General features: G+C 52.2%; 17 protein-coding genes. 7 read left to right on the forward strand and 10 right to left on the reverse strand.

Annotation, left to right across the window (positions count from 1 at the left end; genetic code table 11):
* Window positions 1-52: 52 nt before the first annotated feature.
* Both secA and mutT read left to right on the forward strand, forming a co-directional pair.
* Window positions 53-2,758: a preprotein translocase subunit SecA gene (gene secA / locus FDW96_RS02150; RefSeq protein ID WP_042312318.1), complete on the forward strand. Its 2,706-nt coding sequence runs from the start codon at window positions 53-55 to the stop codon at window positions 2,756-2,758.
* A gap of 56 nt (window positions 2,759-2,814) precedes the next feature.
* On the forward strand, window positions 2,815-3,204 hold the full coding sequence (mutT, locus tag FDW96_RS02155) for an 8-oxo-dGTP diphosphatase MutT (protein WP_061382989.1): 390 nt from the start codon (window positions 2,815-2,817) through the stop codon (window positions 3,202-3,204).
* 90 nt (window positions 3,205-3,294) lie between these two features.
* On the opposite strand, the gene yacG is transcribed toward mutT, so the two are convergent.
* The 3 genes from yacG to coaE are packed head-to-tail and all read right to left on the reverse strand — an operon-like array spanning window position 3,295 to window position 4,862.
* A complete protein-coding gene (gene yacG / locus FDW96_RS02160; RefSeq protein ID WP_003018740.1) occupies window positions 3,295-3,489 on the reverse strand; it encodes a DNA gyrase inhibitor YacG in 195 nt (64 codons plus the stop codon).
* Between the two features lie 9 nt (window positions 3,490-3,498).
* Window positions 3,499-4,242, reverse strand: a complete 744-nt coding sequence (zapD, locus tag FDW96_RS02165) for a cell division protein ZapD (RefSeq protein WP_038637234.1) — start codon at window positions 4,240-4,242, stop codon at window positions 3,499-3,501.
* On the reverse strand, window positions 4,242-4,862 hold the full coding sequence (gene coaE / locus FDW96_RS02170; RefSeq protein ID WP_042312315.1) for a dephospho-CoA kinase: 621 nt from the start codon (window positions 4,860-4,862) through the stop codon (window positions 4,242-4,244). Before coaE ends, zapD begins: the two co-directional genes overlap by 1 nt.
* A gap of 225 nt (window positions 4,863-5,087) precedes the next feature.
* Between coaE and FDW96_RS02175 the strand changes: the two genes are divergently transcribed.
* Window positions 5,088-6,131: a GMP reductase gene (locus FDW96_RS02175; protein ID WP_137360253.1), complete on the forward strand. Its 1,044-nt coding sequence runs from the start codon at window positions 5,088-5,090 to the stop codon at window positions 6,129-6,131.
* Window positions 6,132-6,165: 34 nt separating this feature from the next.
* Here FDW96_RS02175 and hofC read toward each other — a convergent pair whose 3' ends face one another.
* The 4 genes from hofC to nadC form a co-directional block, all read right to left on the reverse strand.
* The gene (gene hofC, locus FDW96_RS02180) at window positions 6,166-7,368 is read right to left on the reverse strand and encodes a protein transport protein HofC (RefSeq protein WP_042312310.1); all 1,203 of its coding nucleotides are present in this window, start codon (window positions 7,366-7,368) and stop codon (window positions 6,166-6,168) included.
* Window positions 7,358-8,740 carry a type II secretion system protein GspE gene (gene gspE / locus FDW96_RS02185; protein WP_137349670.1) on the reverse strand — a complete coding sequence of 461 codons (1,383 nt, stop codon included), beginning with the start codon at window positions 8,738-8,740 and terminating at the stop codon, window positions 7,358-7,360. Before gspE ends, hofC begins: the two co-directional genes overlap by 11 nt.
* A 9-nt stretch (window positions 8,741-8,749) precedes the next feature.
* Window positions 8,750-9,187, reverse strand: coding sequence for a prepilin peptidase-dependent pilin (gene ppdD / locus FDW96_RS02190; protein ID WP_042312306.1), 438 nt, complete (start codon window positions 9,185-9,187; stop codon window positions 8,750-8,752).
* 232 nt (window positions 9,188-9,419) lie between these two features.
* Complete coding sequence (gene nadC / locus FDW96_RS02195; RefSeq protein WP_042312634.1) at window positions 9,420-10,313, reverse strand: carboxylating nicotinate-nucleotide diphosphorylase; 894 nt, start codon at window positions 10,311-10,313, stop codon at window positions 9,420-9,422.
* A gap of 87 nt (window positions 10,314-10,400) precedes the next feature.
* On the opposite strand from nadC, the gene ampD reads away from it, so the two are divergent.
* Both ampD and ampE read left to right on the forward strand, forming a co-directional pair.
* Complete coding sequence (gene ampD / locus FDW96_RS02200) at window positions 10,401-10,964, forward strand: 1,6-anhydro-N-acetylmuramyl-L-alanine amidase AmpD (RefSeq protein ID WP_137365157.1); 564 nt, start codon at window positions 10,401-10,403, stop codon at window positions 10,962-10,964.
* On the forward strand, window positions 10,961-11,815 hold the full coding sequence (gene ampE / locus FDW96_RS02205; RefSeq protein ID WP_137365158.1) for a beta-lactamase regulator AmpE: 855 nt from the start codon (window positions 10,961-10,963) through the stop codon (window positions 11,813-11,815). Before ampD ends, ampE begins: the two co-directional genes overlap by 4 nt.
* Window positions 11,816-11,890: 75 nt before the next feature.
* Here the strand turns inward: ampE and FDW96_RS02210 are convergent, their stop codons facing one another.
* From FDW96_RS02210 to aroP, 3 genes are all read right to left on the reverse strand, one after another.
* Complete coding sequence (locus FDW96_RS02210) at window positions 11,891-12,841, reverse strand: family 43 glycosylhydrolase (RefSeq protein WP_137365159.1); 951 nt, start codon at window positions 12,839-12,841, stop codon at window positions 11,891-11,893.
* On the reverse strand, window positions 12,841-14,247 hold the full coding sequence (locus FDW96_RS02215) for a glycoside-pentoside-hexuronide (GPH):cation symporter (RefSeq protein WP_042312300.1): 1,407 nt from the start codon (window positions 14,245-14,247) through the stop codon (window positions 12,841-12,843). Before FDW96_RS02215 ends, FDW96_RS02210 begins: the two co-directional genes overlap by 1 nt.
* A gap of 157 nt (window positions 14,248-14,404) precedes the next feature.
* Window positions 14,405-15,778 (reverse strand): aromatic amino acid transporter AroP, encoded by a 1,374-nt coding sequence (gene aroP, locus FDW96_RS02225; protein ID WP_165406846.1) that lies wholly within the window; start codon window positions 15,776-15,778, stop codon window positions 14,405-14,407.
* Between the two features lie 564 nt (window positions 15,779-16,342).
* On the opposite strand from aroP, the gene pdhR reads away from it, so the two are divergent.
* Together pdhR and aceE are read left to right on the forward strand one after the other, a co-directional pair.
* A complete protein-coding gene (pdhR, locus tag FDW96_RS02235) occupies window positions 16,343-17,107 on the forward strand; it encodes a pyruvate dehydrogenase complex transcriptional repressor PdhR (protein WP_003018699.1) in 765 nt (254 codons plus the stop codon).
* Between the two features lie 162 nt (window positions 17,108-17,269).
* On the forward strand, window positions 17,270-19,933 hold the full coding sequence (aceE, locus tag FDW96_RS02240) for a pyruvate dehydrogenase (acetyl-transferring), homodimeric type (protein WP_042312295.1): 2,664 nt from the start codon (window positions 17,270-17,272) through the stop codon (window positions 19,931-19,933).
* Window positions 19,934-19,935 lie beyond the last annotated feature (2 nt).

Here is a 19,935-nt window from a genome sequence, read left to right on the forward strand (position 1 = left end):
CTTCCAACTTATAATTTTTGACTCCGCACCGCGGGGCGTTTGAGATTTTATTATGCTAATCAAATTATTAACAAAAGTATTCGGTAGCCGTAACGAACGTACGCTGCGTCGTATGCGTAAAGTGGTCAATGTCATCAACGCAATGGAACCGGAGATGGAAAAACTCTCCGATGATGAGCTGAAAGCGAAGACCGCTGAATTCCGCGCCCGTCTGGAAAAAGGTGCCAGCGTTGAGAGCCTGATCCCGGAAGCGTTCGCGGTGGTCCGCGAAGCGAGTAAGCGTGTGTTCGGCATGCGCCACTTCGATGTTCAGCTGCTGGGCGGTATGGTCCTGAACGACCGTTGCATCGCGGAAATGCGTACAGGTGAAGGTAAAACCCTGACCGCAACGCTGCCGGCGTACCTGAACGCGTTAAGTGGCAAAGGCGTACACGTGGTTACCGTGAACGACTACCTGGCTCAGCGTGACGCTGAAAATAACCGCCCACTGTTTGAATTCCTCGGCATGACCGTTGGTATCAACATGTCTGGCCTGCCAGCACCAGCCAAGCGTGAAGCCTACAACGCTGATATTACTTACGGTACCAACAACGAATACGGTTTTGACTACCTGCGTGACAACATGGCGTTTAGCCCGGAAGAGCGCGTTCAGCGTAAACTGCACTATGCGTTGGTCGATGAAGTCGACTCCATCTTGATCGATGAAGCGCGTACGCCGCTGATCATTTCCGGTCCGGCTGAAGATAGCTCGGAAATGTATAAAAAAGTGAACAAAATCATTCCGCACCTGATCCGTCAGGAGAAGGAAGATTCCGACACGTTCCAGGGTGAAGGCCACTTCTCCGTTGATGAGAAAGCGCGCCAGGTTAACCTGACCGAACGTGGTCTGGTGCTGATTGAAGAACTGCTGGTGAACGAAGGCATTATGGATGAGGGCGAGTCGCTGTACTCTCCGGGCAACATTATGCTGATGCACCACGTGACTGCCGCACTGCGCGCGCACGTGCTGTTTACCCGTGACGTCGACTACATCGTGAAAGACGGCGAAGTTATCATCGTCGACGAACACACTGGTCGTACGATGCAGGGGCGTCGCTGGTCCGATGGCCTGCACCAGGCTGTTGAAGCGAAAGAAGGCGTGGAGATCCAGAACGAAAACCAGACGCTGGCATCCATTACCTTCCAGAACTACTTCCGTTTGTACGAAAAACTGGCCGGTATGACCGGTACTGCAGACACTGAAGCGTTTGAATTCAGCTCCATCTACAAACTGGATACCGTGGTCGTTCCGACCAACCGTCCGATGATCCGTAAGGATTTACCGGATCTGGTGTACATGACCGAAGCGGAAAAAATTCAGGCGATTATTGAAGATATTAAAGAGCGTACCGCAAATGGCCAGCCGGTGCTGGTGGGTACTATCTCCATTGAAAAATCGGAAGTGGTCTCTAACGAGCTGACCAAAGCGGGGATCAAGCACAACGTACTGAACGCCAAGTTCCACGCCAGCGAAGCGGATATCGTTGCTCAGGCGGGTTATCCGTCAGCCGTAACTATTGCGACAAACATGGCGGGTCGTGGTACCGATATCGTGTTGGGTGGTAGCTGGCAGGCGGAAGTTGCCGAGCTGGAAGACCCAACTCCGGAACAGATTGCCCAGATCAAAGCTGACTGGCAGGTTCGTCATGACGCGGTGTTAGCGGCCGGTGGTTTACATATTATCGGTACTGAGCGCCATGAATCTCGTCGTATCGATAACCAGCTGCGCGGCCGTTCCGGTCGTCAGGGGGATGCGGGTTCGTCTCGTTTCTACCTGTCGATGGAAGATGCGCTGATGCGTATTTTTGCCTCTGACCGCGTGTCCGGCATGATGCGTAAACTGGGTATGAAGCCGGGTGAAGCGATTGAACACCCGTGGGTGACGAAAGCGATTGCAAACGCGCAGCGTAAAGTGGAAAGCCGCAACTTCGATATTCGTAAGCAACTGCTGGAATATGATGACGTTGCAAACGACCAGCGCCGTGCAATCTACACCCAGCGTAACGAACTGCTGGACGTCTCTGACGTTAGCGAAACCATTAACAGCATCCGCGAAGACGTCTTCAAAGCGACGATTGATGCCTATATTCCGCCGCAGTCTCTGGAAGAAATGTGGGATATTCCGGGTCTGCAGGAGCGCCTGAAAAACGACTTCGATCTGGATATGCCGATTTCAGAGTGGCTGGATAAAGAACCTGAGCTGCACGAAGAAACGCTGCGCGAACGTATTCTGGCAAACGCGGTAGAAGTTTATCAGCGCAAAGAAGAAGTTGTGGGCGCAGAGATGATGCGTCACTTCGAAAAAGGCGTGATGCTGCAAACGCTCGACTCGCTGTGGAAAGAGCACCTTGCGGCAATGGATTACCTGCGTCAGGGTATCCATCTGCGTGGTTATGCGCAAAAAGATCCGAAGCAGGAATATAAGCGCGAATCCTTCTCTATGTTTGCATCAATGCTGGAATCACTGAAGTATGAAGTGATCAGTACCCTGAGCAAAGTTCAGGTACGTATGCCAGAAGAAGTAGAAGCGATGGAGCAGCAGCGTCGTGAAGAAGCTGAGCGTTTAGCGCAGATGCAGCAGTTGAGCCATAAAGGTGACGATTCCGCCGCAGCAGAAGAGCTGGCAGCACAAACCGGCGATCGTAAAGTGGGTCGTAACGATCCGTGCCCTTGCGGTTCCGGCAAGAAATACAAACAGTGTCATGGCCGTCTGAGCTAAGAAAATAACTTATTGAAAAGGCGCAGACTTCTGCGCCTTTTTTATGGACGATGAAAATGAAAATACTACAGATCGCCGTCGGGATTATTCGTAACCAGCACAATGAAATTTTTATCACCCAGCGTGCGGCGGATGCCCATATGGCAAATAAGCTGGAATTCCCCGGCGGGAAAATTGAAGCGGGTGAAACGCCAGAGCAGGCGCTGATTCGCGAACTACAGGAAGAAGTCGGGATCACACCGACTCAGAATTCACTGTTCGAAAAGCTGGAGTATCAGTTTCCGGACCGGCACATCACTCTATGGTTCTGGCTGGTTGAGAGCTGGGAAGGCGAACCGTGGGGCAAAGAGGGACAACCGGCGCAGTGGATTGCGCAAGATACTCTGAATGCGGAGGATTTCCCGCCCGCGAATGCGCCGGTAATTGAAAAGCTGATTGCGGGCTAATGGTGTTCGTAGGCCGGATAAGCGCAGCGCCATCAGGCAAAACAACATACAATGCCGGATGTGGCGTTGCCTTATCCCGTTTTAACAGAATTATTTCTGCTCTTCACTCCAGTCGTCGCTTTCCGACAGATCGCCAGAGCTTGGGATGCGTTTCTCTTCCGCGGCCCACTCACCCAGATCGATTAACTGGCAGCGTTTGCTGCAGAATGGGCGAAACGGACTGACTTCAGCCCACACCACGGGTTTGCCACAGGTTGGGCAGTTGACGATAGTTTGTTCAGACATGTTGACTCCTTAACAGCACGCCAGATCAAAATCGAGACGCTCAGGCACCTGGCCATTCTCGCTATCCAGCGGCATAAAACGAATGGCAAAACGGCTCTTATGACCAGAAATTTGCGGATAAAGCTGCGAATCCAGCGGCAGCTGCAAGCGCAGCAAATCGGCATCTTCGCCGTTATCCTGGTAAAAACCATTCAGGCTGGTTTGTTTACGAAACGGCGCCGAGTTACGAATTAAATCCAGCACCAGCGACAACGCCTGGTTGAGCGGATTCAGGCTGGCAAGCCAGGTTTCAACCTGCGCGTCGCGTTGCGGTTGCGGTAAATGTAACCAGATATGCAGGGTGGGAAGATCGAAACTGCAGCATCCGCCAGGAATGCTTAAACGCTGACGCACGAGGCCAATCAGACGATCTTCACGCAGCGTTTGTCCAATGCGTGGGGCCGAAATCAGAATGCTGCCCGCGCTTTTTAACTGTTGGCGCAATGCGTCGATTCTGCTTTGATCGACGCCGGGAACTTCAACCCAGGCCTGGAGTTTACGCTGTTGTCGTTCAAGTTCTTTCAGGAGTTCGGTTCGGACTTCACCGCGTTCAAAGACATCCAGTAAGTCGCCGATATTACGGAAAAAATGCAGCGCCCCTGCATGGTCTGCAATAGGTAAATTAACGGAGAGCTGTTGGATCAAAAACTCTATGCGCAGCCATGTACGCATCTTCTCATTGAGAGGGTGTTCAAAAAGGACCTGGGTGTGCATTACGGTTTTTCCTGTGAGACAAACTGCAACGCGCATTGCAAATAGAGCGCGTGCAGGCGGGCGACATCCGAGGCGATGGCTTCCGGTGCGCCATTATTATCAATAACATCGTCTGCCACGGCCAGACGCGCTTCACGCGTTGCCTGGGCAGCAAGAATTTGTTCAACATGCTCGCGTGTCACATCATCACGCTGCATGGTTCGTCTGAGCTGGGTCTCAGGGGTGACATCCACCACCAGCACGCGGTTGGCTTTTTTATACAGCGAATTCTCTACCAGCAACGGGACAACCCATAACAGATAGGGCGAGGTCGCTTGATCAAACTGACGCTGTGTTTCCTGCTGAATAAGCGGATGGAGCAGCGCATTTAGCCAGCTTTTTTCCTCAGGATTGGAAAAAATACGTTCGCGTAAAATGCGTCGCTGTAGCGACCCGTCAGCGGCTATCACGTCGGAACCAAAATGTTCTTTAATCGCCACGAGGGCAGGCTTACCTGGTTCAACCACCTGACGCGCAATGATATCTGCATCAATCACGTTTATTCCGAGGTCAGCGAACGCATTTGCAACGGTGCTTTTACCACTGCCAATGCCGCCGGTTAAGGCTACTGTATACCTCATAGATGCAGATCCTGGAGTTTAAGTTTGATTATCAAACAGTTAAAAGTTAAGCGCGTGAAGGCGAGGCTGCTGCAGGATTAACCTACTATTCGCCAGGTAAATTTATGGGATTGTAGCGTAAAAAAAGAGAATTTCGCAGTCTTGCGCGGCATTGATTAGTGCGTATGATAGCGTCACTGGAGTTGTGAGTTTCGATTTTTCGCCATTAACCCCAGGAATCCGCACATGCGTATCGAAGAAGATCTGAAGTTAGGTTTCAAAGACGTTCTTATCCGCCCTAAGCGTTCTACTCTCAAAAGCCGTTCCGATGTTGAGCTGGAACGTCAATTTACCTTTAAGCATTCAGGTCAGACCTGGTCCGGCGTACCGATTATCGCTGCGAACATGGACACTGTCGGGACGTTTGCCATGGCAAAGGCTCTGGCATCTTTCGACATCCTGACGGCTGTGCACAAACACTATTCTGTTGAAGACTGGTCTGCCTTTATCGCAGAGACTTCTACCGATGTGCTCAAGCATGTGATGGTTTCAACCGGCACCTCTGACGCTGATTTCGAAAAAACCAAACAGATTCTGGCGCTCAACCCGGCGCTGAACTTTATCTGCATTGATGTGGCAAATGGCTACTCAGAGCATTTTGTTCAGTTTGTCTCAAAAGCGCGTGCAGCATGGCCGACGAAAACGATCTGTGCGGGCAATGTGGTTACTGGCGAAATGTGTGAAGAGCTGGTGCTTTCCGGTGCGGACATTGTCAAAGTCGGTATTGGGCCAGGTTCTGTATGTACCACGCGTGTAAAAACCGGCGTTGGCTATCCGCAGCTTTCAGCAGTGATTGAATGTGCCGATGCAGCCCACGGTCTGGGCGGTATGATTGTCAGCGACGGTGGCTGCACAATGCCGGGTGACGTGGCAAAAGCGTTCGGCGGCGGTGCGGACTTCGTTATGCTCGGCGGGATGCTGGCCGGTCATGAAGAAAGTGGCGGCAAAATTGTTGAAGAGAACGGTGAGAAATTCATGCTGTTCTACGGTATGAGCTCTGAATCTGCCATGACGCGTCACGTAGGTGGTGTTGCACAGTACCGCGCCGCAGAAGGTAAAACCGTTAAGCTGCCGCTGCGTGGTCCGGTTGATAATACCGCTCGCGATATCCTCGGCGGCCTGCGTTCAGCCTGTACTTATGTCGGTGCATCTCGTCTGAAAGAGCTGACCAAACGTACAACGTTTATTCGTGTACAGGAACAAGAAAACCGCGTTTTCAATAGTCTGTAACATGATCAAGCTGGCGTGTGGTAATGCGCCAGCTTTATCCCACGCCGCTCATTGCATCTCCCAAATGGAAAATCGGTAAATACATCGCGACAACCAGCGTACCGATGATCAAACCCGTAATGACCAGTAACGCGGGCTCAAGTAGCGCAGCCAGATTTTCCGCCTGAGACAGCGTTTTCTCTCCGTGATGGTGGGCGAGATTACGCAGCATTGCATCCAGCGAACCTGATGCTTCCCCCGTTCTTACCAGCTGTATACATAATGGACTGAATTCACCGCAATTTTTCAGCGCCAACCAGACAGGTTTCCCGGCGCTGATATCGTGATGAACCTGCGCTAAACGTTGAGACCAGAAAGGGCTGGCAAGCGTTTCACTAACACTCTCAAGACTCTGTAAAAAGGGAATGCCAGCGTTTTGTGTTAACGCCAGAACGGTAAAAATCTGTGCGAGTTTTTGCCCTCTGACCATTGCTCCTGTAACAGGGAGCCCAAGCAACCATTTCTGACTCAGAATGAGCCAATACGGTTTTTGTTTGATCACGTGATATGTCATAACCGAGAGCATAGTGAATGCTACCGCCAGCCACCCCCATTGGCTGCTATAGTCGGCGATGGCAATAATCCCCCGAGTGAGCGCCGGTAGTGGGGTGTTGAACGTTTGGTAGATGGCGGCAAACTCAGGGAGCACAAACTGCAGCATCGCAAATACGACCATTACCGCCATCGTGATGATGATAATCGGATAGCGCAGGGCTTTTTTAACTTTATCAGCGAGTTGCTGCTGGTTTTTTTGCTGTCTGGCGAGTTCAAAACAGCAATCATCCAGCTTACCTGTAAGCTCTCCGGTACGGATCATTGCCTGATAAAGTGGCGGAAAAACGTGTTGCCATGTTGCGAGTGAGGTGGAGAGGGAAATGCCCTGCTCCATATCGTGAGCCAGTGTGCGCAGTAGCGCCTGCCACTGGCTGCTGGGATGCTGTTCAGCCAGCAGGGTTAGCGCTGCCGAGAGTGTTAGCCCTGCTTTCAGTAAGGTTGCCAACTGATGTATGGTTTCGGCGCTTCTTTCACGGCTCCAGTGAGAGTTTTTGACACGGATACGTTTAATACGTAGCGGCGTGATATGCCGCTGCTCCAGTGCTTGTATCAGCGAGAGTCGGGTTTCAGCCCATAATACGCCTTCCGACGGCTCACCTTCGTTGTTAATGCCTTGCCAGCGCCAAAGCTGTTTAGCTGACATGCGGCATGCCCAGTACGCGAATAAGTTCTTCATATGTCGTTAAGCCTTGTTCGACAGCCTGACAGCCATTCTCGAAAAGCGTACGCCCTGATAGCTGAGCATCTGACTCGACCCCGTCTGTGGATGTGCCGCTGGCGATATTCTGACGTAATGCAGGAGTAACGGGCAGCACTTCAAACAATGCGGTACGGCCATAAAACCCGTGATAACAATGTTCGCAACCAGACGCATGCCAACGTGGCAGTGGCATGGGCCAGATTGCTTTGGGGAGCGTGATGGATGTCTCCAGGCGTTGTCGGCAATGGGGGCATAGCTTTCTGACCAGCCGTTGGGCAATGACGAGCGTCAGCGCGGAGGCGATCATCCAACGCGCAACCCCCATTTGCTGCAGGCGCACCAGGGTTTCACTGGTGGAATTTGTATGCAGTGTTGACAGAACCAGATGGCCGGTTTGTGCTGCCTTAAGCGCTATTTCAGCCGTTTCGCCATCGCGGATTTCGCCGACCATAATGATGTCGGGATCCTGGCGCAGCAGAGCGCGCAATACTCCCTGAAAAGTAAGACCTGCGCGTGGGTGAATTTGTGTCTGGTTAAGGCCTGCGATCGGGATCTCTACCGGGTCCTCTACGCTACAAAGATTCACATCTGATGTATTTCGGGTTTGTAGCGCGCTGTACAGGGTGACCGTTTTACCGCTCCCGGTAGGCCCGGTAACCAGAATCAGCCCTTGAGGCTGCTGCAACGCTTGCGAAAATGCTGCCAGCTGTTCGTCCTGCATTCCCAGCGTAGTGATATCCAGCGTCTGATCGACCTGTTGAAGTAGCCGCAGCACTACCTTTTCACCCCAGCGACAGGGCAGGGTGGAGATACGAAACGAAATGGGCTGCCCTGAAATCTCAACGGTAAATTGTCCGTCTTGTGGCAGCCGGTGCTCGGCGATATCCAGACTGCCTAATACTTTTAATCTCGCAGTGATAGCGATGCCCATCTCAGTTGTGACTTCCGGCAAAGCGTGTAATACGCCATCCACGCGTAATCTGATCCGATAGCGATGTTCCGCGGGTTCAAAGTGAATATCAGAAGCCCGTTGAGCCAGGGCGGATTGAAACGTCTGATTCAGCAACCCGGCTGCGGTAGCGCTGCTTTCAGACACTACGACCGGTAACATTTTCTGTGGCGTATGCGTGTGCCCTTCCATTTGCTGGCGCGTCCAGCAAACAATGTCGATACGTCGGGTGGTGGCAAAATGCAGGGCATCCAGCAGCTCATGGGACGGTGCATCCACCACGGCGATGTGTACTACTTCATTGTCTGCATCGAGTAATATTCCCTGATAACGTTGGCATAGCGCCTTAAGTTGCGTGGTATTCATCTCTTTTCCTTAGTAGGTATCGAAGCGGAAAACGTCTTCGCAAGCCTGTTGCAGTGCGCTGTCATTTTGAATGGCGCAGTTACGGCTCCAGCCGGTAATACCGTTGGCATTATCCCAACCCGGCGTCATCGTGATGCTTAGCCCGTTCAGGCTTTCCTGGCCTGTGAGACTGACAACGCCTTTTTCAACACTCATGCCTGAGACATAACGGGTGGTTGTGGGGGAGGGGATGCCATTGGTCCCGGCATCGCAAGTCTCAGTTCCACCATGCTCCAGCGCACAGAGTTCGACCGCGGTGCGATAGGGGACAAAGGTTTGCAGCATGTCTGTCAGGGCGGCTTTGCGTAGATAGTTTTGATAAGCCGGAATACCGATGGCGCTAAGAATGGCAATGATGCCAATGACCACCATCAGTTCGATAAGCGTGAAGCCTCGTTGTTTATCCATTGTTGATTCGCTCCTGGAGTTAGCTGGCGCTACTTTGGCAAATCGAACGGATCTTTGGCGAGAGACAAAAAACAGAACGGGAAGGCGGGTTCAGAGGATATTTACGAAATTACAGCATCAGACAACGTATTTGCGAAGGGGCTCGAAGAAACTGCCGGATGACGGCGTAAATGCCTTATCCGGCTGGGGGATGCCCGATAAGCGAAGCGCCATCGGGCCTTGCTATTAGAAATTAACGAAAACGCATGGAGAGATCGAGCGCGCGGACGTGCTTGGTCAGTGCGCCAACGGAGATAAAGTCCACACCGGTTTCGGCAAATTCTCGCAGTGTTTCATGGGTGACGTTACCCGAGACTTCCAGACGCGCCTGGCCGTTGGTGCGTTTTACCGCTTCGCGCATTTGCTCAGTTTCGAAGTTATCGAGCATGATGATGTCCGCCCCGGCTTTCAGCGCGTCGTCCAGTTCTTCCAGGCTTTCAACTTCAACTTCAACGGGTACATCCGGATGCAACCAGAAGGCTTTTTCAACGGCCTGGCGTACCGAACCAGAAGCAATAATATGGTTTTCTTTAATCAGGAAGGCGTCAGAAAGCCCCAGACGATGATTCGCGCCGCCGCCGCATAACACGGCGTATTTCAGGGCAGTACGCAGCCCTGGCAGCGTTTTACGTGTATCCAGTAGTTGGGTTTTTGTCCCCGCCAGCAGATCGACGTATTTACGCACCTCGCTCGCCACACCCGAAAGCGTCTGCACAAAATTAAGCGCGGTACGTTCGCCGGTCAGCAGTACGCGGGAAGGTCCGTCCAGCTCAAACAGCGGTTGATTAGCTTTAATGCTGTCGCCATCCTCGACATGCCAGGTGATGTTGACATCATCGCCAGCCAATTGAATAAAGACCTCTTCCACCCAACGTTTCCCGCAAAAAACGCCATTTTCTCGGGTGATCACGGTGGCGTGGGAGCGCATGTCTTCGGGTAAAAGCTGCGCGGTGATATCGTTATTGGCATCAACTTCTCCGCCTAAATCTTCGCGCAGTGCCTGGGCTACAGCGGCAGGGATATCCAGATTTATGCGTTCCAACAGCGCGTCACGTCGGTAGTCAGGGTTATAGCGGCGAGGCGGCATGATAAAACTCCAAATTGCTAACGAATCATAAGGTAGAAACATGCTACCCTGAACCTGATATGAGCACCACCAATAAGGAGATTCTGCATGTTGTTAGATGAGGGTTGGCTGGCAGAGGCGCGACGCGTTCCCTCTCCTCATTACGATTGCCGCCCGGATGACGAAAACCCTTCTCTGCTGGTGGTGCATAATATCAGCCTGCCGCCCGGCGAATTTGGCGGCCCGTGGATAGACGCGTTGTTTACCGGCACGATTGATCCCAAGGCCCATCCTTTTTTTGCTGAGATTGCCCATTTGCGCGTCTCGGCCCATTGTTTGATCCGCCGTGATGGTGAGATTGTGCAGTACGTCCCTTTTGATAAACGAGCCTGGCATGCGGGCGTGTCAAATTATCAGGGGCGTGAGCGCTGTAATGATTTTTCAATTGGTATCGAGCTGGAAGGAACGGATACGCTGGCCTATACCGATGCACAGTATAAGCAACTGGCCGCCGTGACGAATGCACTGATTACGCGTTATCCGACCATTGCCAGCAATATAACTGGACACTGCAACATTGCCCCCGAGCGTAAGACCGATCCCGGGCCGTCTTTTGACTGGGCAAAATTTCGCGCCCTGGTCACCCCCTCGTCGCACAAGGAGATGACATGACGTTGTTTACAACATTACTGGTGTTGATTGTTGAACGCCTGTTTAAGCTGGGTGAGCACTGGCAGCTTGATCATCGGGTGGAAGCTTTTTTCCGCCGAATTAAGCACTTCTCGATGATGCGTACGGTGGGCATGACCCTGATTGCAATGGGGCTGACATTCCTGCTGCTGCGCGCGGTTCATGGGCTGCTGTTTAACGTTCCGTTACTGGTGGCGTGGATCTTAATTGGCTTGCTGTGCATTGGAGCAGGCAAGGCGCGTCTCCACTATCACGCCTATTTACAGGCGGCATCTCGTGATGATGTACATGCTCGTGAGGCGATGGCCAGCGAGCTGACGCTTATCCATGGTGTTCCGCCGGACTGTGATGAGCGTGAGTTCCTGCGTGAACTGCAGAACGCGCTGTTATGGAACAACTTCCGCTTTTATCTGGCGCCGTTATTCTGGTTGATTGTCGGTGGTCCTTGGGGACCGGTGACGCTGGTTGGTTATGCCTTTTTACGCGCCTGGCAGTCCTGGCTGGCGCGCTATCAGACGCCGCATCAGCGTCTGCAATCGGGTATTGATGCGATCCTGCATGTGCTGGACTGGATCCCGGTTCGTTTGGCTGGCGTAGTCTATGCGCTGCTGGGACACGGCGAGAAAGCGCTGCCGGCCTGGTTTGCCTCACTGGCGGATCTGCATACTTCGCAATATCAGGTGTTAACGCGTCTGGCGCAGTTCTCTCTGGCGCGTGAACCGCATACTGATAAAGTCGAAACGCCAAAAGCGGCTGTTTCAATGGCGAAGAAGACTTCGTTTGTGGTGGTGGTGGTCATTGCGCTGCTGACAATTTATGGAACACTGATATAACGATTGTTGCCGGATAGCGGCATAACCGCCTTATCCGGCCTGGCGCATATGTAGGCCGGATAACGGCGCAATGACTCAATACGTATCCGCTGGCGGCACGCCAAAATCAGGCATCCCGTTTTCGTCCCAGCGCACCAGTTTCAGACGCGTATGGCGGTTTGGATCGTACAACGGATCGCCTTCAATTTCGGTGTAATTTCTCGCGTGGTACACCAGTACATCTTCACCTTCCGGCGTTTGCGTAAAGCTGTTGTGTCCCGGTCCATACTGGCGATTTTCATAGCTGGTGGTAAAGACCGGGCGCGGTGATTTATGCCAGTTCTGCGGGGTGAGCGGATCGTCGTTGAGGTCGATCCACAGTAATCCCATACAGTAATTCTCGTCGGTGGCGCTGGCGGAATAGCTGATAAACAGCTTGTCGCCATGCACCATGACGGCCGGACCTTCGTTGACCCAGAAACCCCGGCATTCCCAGTCATACTCAGGATGGCTGAGCATGACCGGCTCGCCTTTAATCGTCCATGGGTTTTCCAGCTCGGCGAGATAAATATTGGAATTTCCGGCGATATCGGGCGATTTTTGTGCCCATAGATACCACTGTTTTCCCTGATGATTAAAGGTGGTGGCATCCAGGGCGAAGGTATCAAACTGCGTTTTAATCTGGCCTTTCTCTGTCCACTTGCCGGTCAACGGATCGGCGTCTGCGCACTCCAAAGCAAACATGCGGTGCTGGAACATCCCCAGCTTATCAAGCGCCTGAGTATGGGTAGCGGCAAAATAGATGTACCACTTGCCCGCCAGATGATGAAGTTCCGGCGCCCAGATGAGCTGGCTCATAGGACCACTTTCCGGCTTACGCCAGACGACAACGGGAGTGGCGGAGCGCAATCCCTCCAGAGAGTCGGCCCGACGAATCTCCAGTCGGTCATATTCTGGTACTGACGCAATGAAATAGTAGTGGCTACCGTCGCGTAAGATAAACGGATCGGCGCGTTGTTCGATAAAGGGATTTGGCCACTGATTCATTAGGCTTTCCTTACGGGTTCAGTCGTTTTTATATCGTGGTATTCATTCAGTTCACGGTAGTTGGTACGGCGTTTTTCCAGATCGGTCTGGATTTGCTGCATAAACTCGCGGTCAACTTTTAGCAGGCGAACCACGCCTGCGGTAATCAGGTAGCCTACGCCGGGTATGATGGTAAACAGCAGCATAATACCGTTGATGGCAGAGTCGCTTTGCGCTTTCGCCCCTGCGTCGTAGCCGTACCAGGAGAGCAGGAAGCCAACCATCGCCCCGGCAATCGCCAGGCCCAGCTTGAGGAAGAACAGGTTACCGGAGAAACTGATCCCGGTGATGCGCTTACCGGTTTTCCACTCACCGTAGTCATCGACATCCGCCATCAACGACCAGTGCAGCGGGGAAGGGATCTGATGCAGGATGTTGAGCAGGAAGTAGAGCACCATGATCATCATGGTGGCTTTCGGGTCGAAGAAATAAAATGCAGCGGAGAAAATCGCCAGGATGATGTTGGTCCAGAAGAACACCTTCAGTTTGCACCAGCGATCGGTTAATACCTTCGCCAGCATGCTGCCGATCATCATGCCGACGACGCCGAGGCTGATAAACAACGTGGCGAACTGCGTGCTTTGTTGCATAACCCACGTAACGTAGTACATGGTGGCGGCCATGCGAATAAAGCCCGGGCAGACGTTGCACAGGGTTAACAGCAGGATTTTTACCCACTGATCGTTCTTCCACACATCTTTCAGGTCGGCTTTTAAATCGTCGTTAGTCTGCACGGCGGGACGAACGCGTTCACGGACTGATGCAAAGCAAAACAGGAACATACACATGCCGATGAAGGCGAGCACCGCCATCGCCATCTGATACCCTTTAGCTTTGTCTTCCCCGCCAAACCAGTCAGCCATCGGCAGCAGGGTGAGGGAGAGTAGCAGGGTTGCAATCCCTACCAATACAAAGCGATATGACTGACAGGCGACGCGTTCCTTGGGATCGTTGGTGATAACGCTGCCGAGCGAACAGTAGGGAATGTTGATCGCCGTATAGGTAATAGAGAGCAGGAAGTAGGTGACGAAGGCATAGATAACTTTGCTGTTATACGTCCACTCAGGGGTGGTAAACATAAGCACGCTGAATAATGCGTAAGGGAAAGCCATCCACAAAAGCCATGGACGAAATCGACCATATTTACTGCGTGTGCGGTCGGCCATCGCGCCCATTATAGGGTCGGTAACGGCATCGATAACGCGTACTGAGAGTAGTAATACGCCGACCAGGGCAGGCGCCAGACCAAAAATATCTGTATAAAAGTAGTTAACAAACAACATGATGGCGCCAAAGATGATGTTGCATCCGGCGTCGCCCATTCCATAGCCGATCTTTTCTTTCACCGTGAGCTTACTGGTTTCCATCAACTGCACTCCATTAATAAGATATGGAGAGAATTATTGTCTGGTACCGGTGTTTTTACGTTGCAGGATAACGCCGCTGATATGGACGAAACAGTCGTGAATGGGAAAGTGTGAGGCAGGTAACAACCCCCACCCGGTCCAGGTGGGGGAGGGAAGTTTAATGCGCTTTAACCGCGCGGGCCGTTTTCTGCTTGCACAGATAGCCGATGCCAAGAATACCAATCCATACCGGGATTAAGTACACCGAGATCGCCATGCCCGGCGTCATCAGCATAATCACCAGCACTGCGGCCATGAACAGCAGGCACACCCAGTTACCAAGCGGGTAGAGCAGAGCCGGGAAGCGGGTGGTTACGCCCTGCTGCTGTTTGGCTTTGCGGAACTTCATGTGCGCCAGGCTGATCATCGCCCAGTTGATCACCAGGGCGGAAACCACCAATGCCATCAGCAGGCCAAAGGCGGATTCCGGCGCCAGATAGTTGATCAACACACATAGAGCCGTTACCAGCGCGGAGACCAGAATGGTGTTCACCGGTACGCCGCGCTTGTCGACGTTCATCAGCGCTTTCGGCGCGTTGCCCTGCTGCGCCAGACCGAACAGCATGCGGCTATTGCAGTATACACAGCTGTTATAGACAGAAAGGGCGGCGGTCAACACCACGATGTTCAGCGCATTGGCAACAAAGGTGTCGCCCAGCTCGTGGAAAATAAGGACAAACGGGCTGGTATCAGCCGTGACGCGTGTCCACGGCATCAGGGAAAGCAGAACCGCCAGCGAACCGACATAGAAAATCAGGATACGGTAGATAACCTGGTTAGTCGCTTTCGGAATGCTTTGCTCCGGGTTATCGGCTTCTGCTGCGGTGATGCCGACCAGTTCCAGCCCACCAAAGGAGAACATGATAATCGCCATCATCATCACCAGACCGGTGAAGCCGTGTGGCAGGAAGCCCCCCTGGCTCCACAAGTTGCTGACGCTGGCCTGTGGGCCGCCGTTACCGCTAAACAGCAACCAGCCGCCGAACAGGATCATCGCAACTACGGCAATGACTTTAATAATGGCAAACCAGAACTCCATCTCGCCAAACACCTTCACGTTGGTCAGGTTGATGGCGTTGATTAGCACGAAGAAGGCAGCCGCAGAAACCCAGGTTGGGATCTCCGGATACCAGAACTGAATATATTTACCTACGGCAGTCAGCTCTGCCATGGCAACCAAAACGTACAGTACCCAATAGTTCCAGCCGGAAGAGAAACCCGCGAAACCGCCCCAGTATTTATAGGCAAAGTGGCTAAAGGAGCCTGCAACCGGCTCTTCAACCACCATTTCACCTAACTGACGCATGATCAAAAAGGCGATAAAGCCGGCAATAGCGTAACCGAGAATAATCCCCGGTCCTGCAGACTGGATAACGGATGCGCTACCAAGGAATAACCCGGTACCAATCGCGCCACCCAGCGCGATTAGCTGTATATGGCGGTTTTTAAGGCCGCGCTTGAGCTGATCGCCATGCGGTTGACTTTCCATCATTAAACCTCGTGTGTGGTTTTACTCTTCATATTTCGAGTACTTATTTTTTGAACTACGCAGCAATGCGTGTGTAAGTTTGCAATTCCGTTTGTTGTATTAATTTCTTTACAGATGCCAATAAGGAAATGTTGCCTTAATACTTTTGTCTTGATCAGAATAATGTTATGCGAGCGCGAATGCACCTGCTTTATGCGAGGGTGTTGACGAGTTGAATAAAAAGAAACCATTTGTAAATGCGAGTTTATCTACCTCAAAATTTCCATTTTGAATTTTTATTCATTAATTTCGCTTTATAAGTCGATAATTAGATAGGTGAATCGGTTCAGATAATATATTTTTTCGTTTCAATTCGGTTAAAACTACCCCATGGTGGGTAAATTTAACATTTGTGCATAGTTACATGTTTGAAACGTTATTTCTGTAATGTTGTTAAAATATGCCCCCTTTACTGATTTCAATCAAAACCTGTATGGACAGAAGGTGAATACTTTGTTACTTTAGCGTCAAGAACATGAAATTGGTAAGACCAATTGACTCCGGGCAAATGGCTTAAGACAGGAAATCATGGCCTACAGCAAAATCCGCCAACCAAAACTCTCCGATGTGATTGAGCAGCAGCTGGAGTTTTTAATTCTTGAGGGGACACTTCGCCCCGGAGAAAAACTCCCACCGGAACGCGAGCTGGCAAAACAGTTCGATGTCTCCCGCCCCTCTTTACGCGAGGCGATCCAACGCCTTGAAGCGAAGGGGTTACTGCTTCGTCGTCAGGGCGGTGGCACTTTTGTTCAGAGCAGCCTGTGGCAGAGCTTTAGCGACCCACTGGTAGAGCTGCTCTCTGACCATCCTGAATCCCAGTTTGACCTGCTTGAGACGCGCCATGCGTTGGAAGGTATTGCAGCCTATTACGCTGCATTACGCAGCACGGATGAAGACAAAACGCGTATCCGTGAACTCCACCATGCGATCGAGCTTGCGCAACAGTCCGGCGATCTGGACGGCGAATCCGATGCGGTACTCCAGTATCAAATTGCTGTCACCGAAGCCGCACACAATGTGGTGCTGCTCCATCTGCTAAGGTGTATGGAGCCGATGCTGGCCCAGAATGTTCGTCAAAACTTCGAATTGCTGTACGCGCGTCGCGAGATGCTGCCGCTGGTAAGCAGTCATCGTACCCGTATCTTTGAAGCAATCATCGCCGGGAAGCCTGAAGAGGCGCGTGAAGCGTCTCACCGTCACCTGGCGTTTATCGAAGAGATTTTACTGGACAGAAGCCGTGAGGAAAGCCGTCGTGAACGCGCCTTACGCCGTCTGGAGCAACGAAAGAATTAGTGATTTTTCTGGCAGAACGTTAACCAGAAGATGTTGTAAATCAAGCGCTAATAAAATGCGCGGCAACTAAACGCAGAACCTGTCTTATTACGCTCTCTGGCGAGAACGTAATGGGACAGGTTCCAGATAACTCAACGTATTAGATAGATAAGGAATACCCCCATGTCAGAACGTTTCCCAAATGACGTGGATCCGATCGAAACTCGCGACTGGCTACAGGCGATCGAATCGGTCATCCGTGAAGAAGGTGTTGAGCGTGCTCAGTATCTGATCGACCAACTGCTTTCAGAAGCGCGCAAAGGCGGCGTGAAAGTAGCGGCAGGTGCAGGGGCCAGCAATTATGTAAACACTATTGCCGTTGAAGATGAACCGGAATATCCGGGTAATCTGGATCTGGAACGTCGTATCCGTTCTGCTATCCGCTGGAACGCCATCATGACCGTACTGCGCGCGTCTAAAAAGGACCTCGAGCTGGGTGGCCACATGGCATCCTTCCAGTCCTCCGCAACGGTATATGATGTTTGCTTCAACCACTTCTTCCGCGCACGCAACGAGCAGGATGGCGGCGATCTGGTGTACTTCCAGGGTCACATCTCTCCGGGCATCTACGCACGCGCATTCCTGGAAGGTCGTCTGACTGAAGAGCAGATGAACAACTTCCGTCAGGAAGTACATGGCAAAGGCCTGTCTTCCTATCCGCACCCGAAACTGATGCCAGAATTCTGGCAGTTCCCGACCGTCTCTATGGGTCTGGGCCCAATCGGTGCTATCTACCAGGCTAAATTCCTGAAATATCTGGAACACCGTGGCCTGAAAGATACCTCTAAACAAACCGTTTACGCTTTCCTCGGCGACGGCGAGATGGATGAGCCAGAATCTAAAGGTGCGATCACTATCGCGACCCGTGAAAAACTGGACAACCTGGTCTTTGTTATCAACTGTAACCTGCAGCGTCTTGACGGCCCGGTCACCGGTAACGGCAAGATTGTTAACGAACTGGAAGGCATCTTTGCAGGTGCTGGCTGGAACGTTATCAAAGTCATGTGGGGCGGTCGTTGGGATGAGCTGCTGCGTAAAGACACCAGCGGTAAACTGATCCAGCTGATGAACGAAACCGTTGACGGCGACTACCAGACCTTCAAATCCAAAGATGGCGCATACGTACGTGAGCATTTCTTCGGTAAATACCCGGAAACCGCAGCTCTGGTTGCTGACTGGACCGATGAGCAGATTTGGGCTCTGAACCGTGGTGGTCACGATCCGAAGAAAGTCTACGCTGCACTGAAAAAAGCGCAGGAAACCAAAGGCAAAGCAACTGTAATCCTCGCCCATACCATTAAAGGTTACGGCATGGGTGACACTGCTGAAGGTAAAAACATCGCTCACCAGGTTAAGAAAATGAACATGGACGGCGTGCGTTATATCCGCGACCGTTTCAACGTTCCAGTGACCGATGAGCAGGTTGAAAACCTGTCTTACATCACCTTCCCGGAAGGTTCTGAAGAGCACACCTATCTGCACGCTCAGCGTCAGAAACTGCACGGCTACCTGCCTGCTCGTCAGCCGAACTTCACCGAGAAGCTGGAACTGCCGGCTCTGGAAGACTTCGGTGCGCTGCTGGAAGAGCAGAACAAAGAAATCTCCACCACTATCGCGTTCGTTCGTGCCCTGAACGTGATGCTGAAGAACAAGTCGATCAAAGATCGTCTGGTGCCGATCATCGCTGACGAAGCGCGTACTTTCGGTATGGAAGGTCTGTTCCGTCAGATCGGTATCTACAGCCCGAACGGCCAGCAGTACACCCCGCAGGACCGTGAGCAGGTTGCTTACTATAAAGAAGACGAGAAAGGTCAGATCCTGCAGGAAGGTATCAACGAACTGGGTGCCGGTGCATCCTGGCTGGCTGCTGCGACTTCTTACAGCACCAACGATCTGCCGATGATCCCGTTCTACATCTACTACTCCATGTTCGGGTTCCAGCGTATCGGCGACCTGTGCTGGCAGGCTGGTGACCAGCAGGCGCGCGGCTTCCTGATTGGTGGTACTTCCGGTCGTACTACGCTGAACGGCGAAGGTCTGCAGCACGAAGATGGTCACAGCCATATTCAGTCTCTGACTATCCCGAACTGTATCTCTTACGATCCGTCTTACGCGTACGAAGTTGCGGTCATCATGCACGATGGTCTGGAGCGTATGTACGGTGAGAAACAAGAGAACGTTTACTACTACATCACCACCCTGAACGAAAACTACCACATGCCGGCAATGCCAGCAGGCGCCGAGGAAGGTATCCGTAAAGGTATCTACAAACTCGAAACCCTCGAAGGTAGCAAAGGTAAAGTTCAGCTGCTGGGCTCCGGTTCTATCCTGCGTCACGTGCGTGAAGCTGCCCAGATCCTGGCGAACGACTACGGTGTTGGTTCTGACGTGTACAGCGTAACCTCCTTCACTGAACTGGCGCGTGATGGCCAGGATTGTGAGCGCTGGAACATGCTGCACCCGATGGAAACGCCGCGCGTTCCGTACATCGCTCAGGTGATGAACGACGCTCCGGCAGTAGCATCTACTGACTATATGAAACTGTTTGCCGAACAGGTTCGTACTTATGTACCGGCTGATGATTACCGCGTACTGGGTACTGACGGCTTCGGTCGCTCTGACAGCCGTGAAAACCTGCGTCACCACTTCGAAGTTGATGCTTCCTACGTGGTTGTAGCGGCCCTGGGCGAACTGGCTAAACGTGGCGAAATCGATAAGAAAGTGGTTGCTGACGCAATCACCAAATTCAACATCGATGCAGATAAAGTTAACCCGCGTCTGGCGTAAGA

The organism is Citrobacter sp. TBCS-15, assembly GCF_005280815.1.
Classification (GTDB): Bacteria; Pseudomonadota; Gammaproteobacteria; order Enterobacterales; family Enterobacteriaceae; genus Citrobacter; species Citrobacter werkmanii.

What these genes read in the sequence shown, in the direction of transcription:
- secA (WP_042312318.1), top strand. Translation starts at nt 53, where the DNA reads ATGCTAATCAAATTATTAACAAAAGTATTCGGTAGCCGTAACGAACGT.
- mutT (WP_061382989.1), top strand. Translation starts at nt 2,815, where the DNA reads ATGAAAATACTACAGATCGCCGTCGGGATTATTCGTAACCAGCACAAT.
- yacG (WP_003018740.1), bottom strand. Translation starts at nt 3,489, where the DNA reads ATGTCTGAACAAACTATCGTCAACTGCCCAACCTGTGGCAAACCCGTG.
- zapD (WP_038637234.1), bottom strand. Translation starts at nt 4,242, where the DNA reads ATGCACACCCAGGTCCTTTTTGAACACCCTCTCAATGAGAAGATGCGT.
- coaE (WP_042312315.1), bottom strand. Translation starts at nt 4,862, where the DNA reads ATGAGGTATACAGTAGCCTTAACCGGCGGCATTGGCAGTGGTAAAAGC.
- FDW96_RS02175 (WP_137360253.1), top strand. Translation starts at nt 5,088, where the DNA reads ATGCGTATCGAAGAAGATCTGAAGTTAGGTTTCAAAGACGTTCTTATC.
- hofC (WP_042312310.1), bottom strand. Translation starts at nt 7,368, where the DNA reads ATGTCAGCTAAACAGCTTTGGCGCTGGCAAGGCATTAACAACGAAGGT.
- gspE (WP_137349670.1), bottom strand. Translation starts at nt 8,740, where the DNA reads ATGAATACCACGCAACTTAAGGCGCTATGCCAACGTTATCAGGGAATA.
- ppdD (WP_042312306.1), bottom strand. Translation starts at nt 9,187, where the DNA reads ATGGATAAACAACGAGGCTTCACGCTTATCGAACTGATGGTGGTCATT.
- nadC (WP_042312634.1), bottom strand. Translation starts at nt 10,313, where the DNA reads ATGCCGCCTCGCCGCTATAACCCTGACTACCGACGTGACGCGCTGTTG.
- ampD (WP_137365157.1), top strand. Translation starts at nt 10,401, where the DNA reads ATGTTGTTAGATGAGGGTTGGCTGGCAGAGGCGCGACGCGTTCCCTCT.
- ampE (WP_137365158.1), top strand. Translation starts at nt 10,961, where the DNA reads ATGACGTTGTTTACAACATTACTGGTGTTGATTGTTGAACGCCTGTTT.
- FDW96_RS02210 (WP_137365159.1), bottom strand. Translation starts at nt 12,841, where the DNA reads ATGAATCAGTGGCCAAATCCCTTTATCGAACAACGCGCCGATCCGTTT.
- FDW96_RS02215 (WP_042312300.1), bottom strand. Translation starts at nt 14,247, where the DNA reads ATGGAAACCAGTAAGCTCACGGTGAAAGAAAAGATCGGCTATGGAATG.
- aroP (WP_165406846.1), bottom strand. Translation starts at nt 15,778, where the DNA reads ATGATGGAAAGTCAACCGCATGGCGATCAGCTCAAGCGCGGCCTTAAA.
- pdhR (WP_003018699.1), top strand. Translation starts at nt 16,343, where the DNA reads ATGGCCTACAGCAAAATCCGCCAACCAAAACTCTCCGATGTGATTGAG.
- aceE (WP_042312295.1), top strand. Translation starts at nt 17,270, where the DNA reads ATGTCAGAACGTTTCCCAAATGACGTGGATCCGATCGAAACTCGCGAC.